This is a genomic window from Nonomuraea sp. NPDC001684 (assembly GCF_053596515.1).
Window position 1 is genome coordinate 1 of the sequence record NZ_JBSFGJ010000456.1, and the last position, 7,316, is coordinate 7,316.

The 7,316-nt window shown below is 74.6% G+C and carries 2 protein-coding genes; both read left to right on the top strand.

Annotation, left to right across the window (positions count from 1 at the left end):
• On the top strand, positions 1-2,092 hold a 2,092-nt coding region (locus ACWCSD_RS43625), incomplete at its 5' end, for a non-ribosomal peptide synthetase (protein WP_449924065.1).
• The coding region (locus tag ACWCSD_RS43630; protein WP_449924068.1) for an amino acid adenylation domain-containing protein at positions 2,089-7,316 on the top strand (5,228 nt) is incomplete at its 3' end. The genes ACWCSD_RS43625 and ACWCSD_RS43630, both read left to right, overlap by 4 nt.

A 7,316-nucleotide genomic window follows, 5' to 3' on the forward strand; every position in this document is an offset into this window, starting at 1 on the left:
CCGCGACCTGGTGCGCCAGGCCGCGGACGCCACCACGCGGGCGCTGATCCACCAGGAGATCCCGCCCGCCGAGCTGCCCCGCGCCGCCGTGCTGCTGGCCATGCAGCACAGTGAGGTCCCCGTGCGCGTGGACGGCCTGGAACTGCTCACCGAGCTCGGTTCGGGAGCCGCCGGCCACGAGCTCAGCGTGCTGGTCAACCGCACGGCGTCCGGCGGTGAGCTGCACCTGGAGTACGCCACCGCCCTGCTCGGCCGGGACCGCGCCGAGGCGTACGTGGACCGCCTGATCGCGCTGCTCCGGCACGCCATGACGGACCCCGGCCGCGAACTGGAGCTCGTCACCCCGGACGAGCGGGCCGCGCTGCTGGCGCTGGCCGCCGGGCCGGACCTGCCGCGACCGCTGCCGACCGTGCCGCGGTCGATCGCGGCCCACACCACGGGAACGGCCGTGGTCGGCCCCGACGGCACGTCGCTGAGCTTCGCCGACCTGAACGACTGGGCCGACCGGGCGGCGGCGACGCTGCTGGAGCACGGCGTGGCGCCCGGGGACGTCGTCGGCGTCTGCCTGCCGCGCGACCAGCTGATGCCCGCCGTCCTGCTGGCGGTGTGGCGGGCGGGCGCGGCCTACCTGCCGATGGATCCCGAGCACCCGGCCGAGCGGCTGCGCCTGCTGGCCGAGGACGCCGGGGCCGGCGTCGTGCTCGCCAGGGGCGGCGTGCCGGGGCTCGACGTCCTGGACCTCGACCGGCTGGAGCTCGACGGCCGCGCCGAGCTGCCCGAGGTCCGGCCCGGCGACCTGGCGTACGTGATGTACACCTCCGGCTCGACCGGCACGCCCAAGGGCGTCGAGGTCACCCACGCGAACCTGGCCGCCCTGGTGGCGGGCACGGCGGCCGCGCTGCGCCTGGGCCCGGACGACGTGCAGCCGGCCGTGGCGCCGCTGACGTTCGACGCCGCGGCCTCCGAGCTGTGGACGGTCCTGACCTGCGGCGGGACCAGCGTGGTGGTGGACAGGGCCACCGCCAGGGACGGTCACGCGCTGGCCGAGGCGGCCGCCAAGGCCACGGTGCTCGACCTGGTGCCGACGGCGTACCGGATGCTGATCGAGGCCGGCTGGACGGGCGACGCGGAGCTGCGCGCGGTCACCGGCGGCGAGGCGCTGGACCCGGGCCTGGCCGCGGAGATCCTGGCGCGGGCCGGCGAGTTGTGGAACGCCTACGGCCCCACCGAGGCCACCGTCACCTCGACCATGCACCGCGTGTCCGCCGGCGAGCCCGGCCCGGTGCCGATCGGCTCGCCGATGCCCGGTGAGCGGGCCTACGTCGTCGACTCGCGGCTGCGGCTGCTGCCGCCGGGCGCGGTGGGCGAACTGCTGCTGGGCGGCGCGGGCGTGGCCCGGGGATACCGGAACCGTCCGGGTCTGTCCGGATTCGTGGAGGATCCCTTCGTCCCCGGCGGCAGGTGTTACCGGACGGGGGACCTCGCGCGCCGGCGGCCCGACGGGACCCTGGAGTTCCACGGCCGCCGCGACCATCAGGTGAAGGTCCGGGGCTACCGCATCGAGCTGGGCGAGGTCGAGGCCGTGCTGCACGAGGTGGCCCAGGGCGCGGTGACCGTGTCCGGCACGGGCGCCCAGGCCCACCTGGTCGGCTACGTCACGCCCGAGACGGCCGATCCGGCGGCGGTGGAGCGACATCTGCGCGCCCGGCTGCCCGACCACATGGTGCCGCGGCGGTGGGTGGCGCTGGCCGCGCTGCCCACCCTGTCCAGCGGCAAGGTGGACCGGGACGCCCTGCCCGAGCCCGGTGACGGCCCGCAGGCCGAACGGGTCGCGCCCGACTCCGACGCCGAGATCATGGTCGCCTCGATCTGGGCGGCGGTGCTCGGCCGTCCGGCCGTCTGGGCCGACGACGACTTCTTCGCCCTGGGCGGCAGCTCCTTCGCCGCCACCCGCGTGGCCGGACGACTCCGCGAGGTCCTGCGGCTCGCCGTGCCGGTGCGGCTGCTCTTCGACCGTCCGGTGCTCGCCGACTTCGCCGCCGGCCTGGAAGAGCTGCTGCTCGCCGACCTGACGGACGGGGTGGAGGCATGACCGAGGTGCAGCGGGACCGGGTCGCCGACCTGCTCCGTTCCCGGCTCGCGGCGGCGCGGGCCGCGGCCGAGACCCTTGAGGAAGCCGCTCCGGCGGGCATCCCGGCGCTGTCGGCCGCGGACATGCCGCTGTCCCCGCTCCAGGAGCGGCTGTGGTTCCTGGCCCAGCTGGAGCCGGACTCCCCCGCCTACAACGTGCCGCAGGCGCTGCGGCTGCGCGGGCCGGTGGACCTCGACGCCCTCACCGGCGCGCTGGCCGACGTCGGTGAGCGGCACTGGGTGCTGCGCGGCGTCGTCGAGGGCCGGCGGGTGCGGCCGGCCGCCGGCGTGCCCGTCAGCGTGGTGGAGGTGACCCCCGGGTCGCTGGAGCGGGAGCTGCGGGCCGAGGCCTGGCGGCCCTTCCGGCTGGACGCCGAGCCGCCCATGCGGGCCACGGTGTTCCGGCTCGGCGCCGACGACCACGTGCTCGTGCTGGTCCTGCACCACATCGTCACCGACGCCTGGTCGGAGCAGGTGCTGCTGCGCGACCTGTCGGCGCTGTACGCGGCCCGGCTCGGCGCCGGCCCCCGGCCGGAGCCCCCGGCCCTGCAGTACGCCGACGTCGCCGCCTGGGAGGCCGGCCAGAACGCGCACGAGACGGCCGGCGAGAGCGACCTGGACTGGTGGACGCGGCGGCTGACCGGGCTGGCCCCGGTGCTCGACCTGCCCACCGACCGGCCCCGTCCCGCCGTGCCGGCCTGGAGCGGGCGCACGGTCGGCTTCGAGGTGCACGGGGAGCTGGCGGCCAAGGTGCGGGCCACCGCCGGGACGACGCCCTTCATGGTCTTCCTGGCCGGGTTGCAGGCGCTGCTGGGCCGGTTGGCCGGCAGCGACGACATCGCGGTGGGCGTCCCGCACGCCGGGCGGCACCATCCCGACACCGAGGGCGTGGTGGGCTGCTTCCTCAACACCCTGGTGCTGCGTACCGACGTCGGCGGCGACCCCACCGGGCGCGAGCTGCTGGCCCGGGCCCGCACGACCGCTCTGGACGCCTTCGCCCACAGCCGCACGCCGTTCGAGCGGATCGTGGAGCGGTTGCAGCCGGAGCGGAACCTGTCGGTCACCCCGCTGTTCCAGGTGATGCTGAACGTGTACGACAGCGTCACCCCGATGAGCCTGCCCGGGGTCGAGGTCGTGGCCGAGCGGCTGACGTCGCCGACGGCCAAGTTCGATCTGAACCTGACGCTGGAGGATCGCGGGGACGGGTTCGACGGCGTGCTCGAATTCCGCACCGACCTGTTCGACGAGGCGACCGTCCGCAGGCTGGTGGACTGGTACCTCACCCTGCTGGAAGGGATGTTGTCCGACCTGGACGCGCCGGTCGGCGCGGTGCCGCTGGAGCCGGTGACCGGGCCCGTCCTGGCCGGTCCGGCGCCCACGGACGCGCCCGGCCAGGCCGTGCACCACCTGATCGAACAGTGGGTGGACACCACCCCGGACGCGCCCGCCGTGGTCGGCGCGGATCGCAGCCTGTCCTATGCCGAGCTGGAGTCCTCCGCCAACCGCATCGCGCACTGGCTGATCGAGGCCGGGGTGCGCGCGGACGAGCCGGTCGGCGTGCTGCTGGAGTCCGGGGCTTCCCTGGCGTGCGCGCTGTTCGGCATCCAGAAATCGGGCGGCGGATATCTGCCGATGGATCCGACCTATCCGGCGGCACGCATCGCGACCATGCTCCACGCCGCCGGGGTCCGGGCCGTGATCACGATGTCGGAGTTCACCGACCGCCTCGGCCCGGACGTGCGGGTCCTGGAACTGGACCGACTGCCCGACCTGCCCGCCGATCGACCCCGCGTGGACGTCCGGCCCGAGCACCTGCACCACGTCATCTTCACCTCCGGCTCCACGGGGACACCCAAGGCGGTCGCCGCCGAGCACCGCAACGTGCTCAGCTACCTCACCGGGATGCTCCCCCGCATCGACGTCCCCGGCGGCTCGTTCGCCGTGGTCTCCACACCCGCCGCCGACTTCGGCCTGACCTGCGTGTTCGGCGCGCTGACCACCGGCGGGACGGTGCACCTGCTGCCGCGCGAGACCGCGATGGACCCGGCCGCGTTCGCCGACTACCTGACCCACCACCAGGTGGACGTCGTCAAATGCGTCCCCAGCCACCTCGAACTCCTGGCCTCCGGCGGCGACCTGGCGGCCGTCCTACCAGGCAGACTGCTCATCCTCGCCGGCGAAGCCTGCCCCTGGGACCTCGTCGAACGAGCCCAGAACGCCAGACCCGGCCTGCGCATCCAGAGCCACTACGGCCACACCGAATCCACCATGATCTGCCTGGTCTGCGACACCGACCAGATCCCCGCGGAACGCCGGATCGGGATCGTCCCGCTGGGCCGTCCCCTGCCGGGCGTCTACGGCCATCTGGTGGACTCGCGGCTGCGGCCGGTCCCGCCCGGCGTGCCAGGTGAGCTGGTCGTCGGCGGCCCGGGGGTGACCCGCGGCTACATCGGGCTGCCGGACCTGACCGCCGAACGCTTCGTCCCGGACCCGCTCACCGGCCAGGACCGCTGTTACCGCAGCGGCGACCTGCTCCGCCTCACCGCCGACGGGCAGATCGAGTTCCGCGGCCGGGTCGACGACCAGGTCAAGGTCCGCGGCTACCGGGTCGAGCTCGGCGAAGTGGTCACCGCCCTGCGAGCCCTCCCCCAGGTCTCCGAAGCCGTCGTCCTCCCGATCGGCGAGGGCAAGGCCAGGCAGCTCGCCGCCTGGGTCACCCCCGCGTCGGCGAACGTCCCGGCGGTCCGGTCGGCGCTGCGCGAACGGCTGCCCGACTACATGGTCCCCGCCCACATCGTCACCCTCGACCACCTGCCCCTCAACCCCAACGGCAAGATCGACCGAGCCGCCCTCCCCGAACCGCAGCAGGAGGCGGCGGCCTTCGTGCCGCCGAGCACGGCCGCCGAGCGACTGGTGGCCCAGGCGTGGGCCGAAGTGCTCGACGTGGACCAGGTGGGGGCGAACGACGACTTCTTCACGCTGGGCGGCCACTCCTTCGCCGCCACCCGGGTGGCGGGCCGCCTGCGCGAGCAGCTCGGCGTCGCCGTACCGGTGCGGCTGCTCTTCGAGCACTCCGTGCTCGCCGACCTGGCCGCCGCGCTCCCCCGCCCCGCCTCGGCGGCGGTGGCGCGACGCGAGCGCGTGGAGGGCCCGGCGCCGCTGTCCGGCGCCCAGGCCAGGCTCTGGTTCCTGGCCCAGCTGGAGCCGGACGGCACGGCCTACAACGTCCCGATGACCCTGCGGTTGCGCGGGCCGCTGCAGGCGGACGCGCTGCTGGGCGCGGTCCGGGACCTGGCCGAGCGGCACGAGGTGCTGCGCAGCGTGATCGTCGCCACCGGCGCCGAACCGGTCCTGGAGGTACGGCCGGCCGCGGAGGTGCCGGTGACCACCGTGACCATCGACCGTTCCCAGGTCGACCGGGCGGTGGCCGAGCAGCTGGCCACGCCGTTCGCGCTGGACCGGGAGCCGCCGATGCGGGCGGTCCTGTTCGTGGTGGACGACGCGGAGCACGTGCTCTCCCTCACCTTCCACCACATCGCCACGGACGCCTGGACGCGCGGCCTCCTGCAGTCGGAGCTGTCGGCGCTGTACGCCGCCCGGCTGGGACTGCGCCCGCCGCCGGGCCCGCCGCCCGCCCAGTACGCGGAGGTGGCGCCCGTCCCGGCCCTGGCCGATCTGGACTGGTGGGCGGAACGGCTGCGGGGGCTGCCGCCGGTGCTCGACCTGCCGACGGATCGTCCTCGGCCCGCGGTGGCCGACCCGGCGGGAGCGTCGCTGGAGGTGGAGCTGCCGGCGGAGCTGGCGGCCAAGGTGCGGTCGGCGCCGGGCATGACGCCGTTCATGGTGCTGCTGGCCGGGTTGCAGGCGCTGCTCGCGCGGCTGTCGGCGGTCCACGACATCGCGGTCGGCGTGCCGGTCAGCGGACGGGACCATCCCGACACCGAGGGCGTGGTGGGCTGCTTCATCAACACCGTCGTGGTCCGCACCGACCTGGGCGGCGACCCGACCGGCCGGGAGCTGCTGGACCGGGTCAGGGAGGCCGCGCTGGGAGCGCTCGCCCACGCGGGAGCGCCGTTCGACCGGGTGGTGGACCGGCTGCGGCCCGAACGCAACCTGGCCGCCACCCCGCTGTTCCAGGTGATGCTCAACTACATCCCCGACCAGGGACGTCCCGAGCTGCCCGGCCTGGAGGCGACCTCCATCGAGCTCCCCGAGCGGACGGCGAAGTTCGACCTGGACCTGTACGTGCTCGACAGCGGTCCAGGATCGCCGCTGCGCGGCGGCTTCGGCTACCGCACCGACCTGTTCGACGAGGCGACCGTCCGCAGACTGGTGGACTGGTACCTCACCCTGCTGGACGGGATGTTGTCCGACCTGGACGCGCCGGTCGGCGCGGTGCCGCTGGAGCCGGTGACCGGGCCCGTCCTGGCCGGTCCCGCGCCCACGGACGCGCCCGGCCAGGCCGTGCACCACCTGATCGAACGGTGGGTGGACACCACCCCCGACGCGCCCGCCGTGGTCGGCGCCGACCGCAGCCTCACCTACTCCGAACTGGAGTCCTCCGCCAACCGCATCGCGCACTGGCTGCTCCAAGCCGGAGTACGCGCGGACGAGGCCGTCGGCGTGCTGCTGGAGCCCGGCGCCTCCTTGGCGAGCGCGCTGTTCGGCATCCAGAAGTCCGGCGGCGGATATCTGCCGATGGATCCGACCTATCCGGCGGCACGCATCGCGACCATGCTCCACGCCGCCGGGGTCCGGGCCGTGATCACGATGTCGGAGTTCACCGACCGCCTCGGCCCGGACGTGCGGGTCCTGGAACTGGACCGACTGCCCGACCTCCCGGAGACCAGGCCGGAAAGCGCGGTGCGACCGGAACACCTGCACCACGTGATCTTCACCTCCGGCTCCACCGGCACCCCCAAGGCGGTGGCCGCCGAACATCGCAACGTCCTGAGCTACCTCAACGGGATGCTCCCCCGCATCGACGTCCCCGGCGGGTCGTTCGCGGTGGTCTCCACGCCGGCCGCCGACTTCGGTCTGACCTGCGTGTTCGGCGCGCTGACCACCGGCGGGACGGTGCACCTGGTGCCGCGCGAGACCGCGATGGACCCGGCCGCGTTCGCCGACTACCTGACCCACCACCGGGTGGACGTCGTCAAGTGCGTCCCCAGCCACCTGGAGCTGCT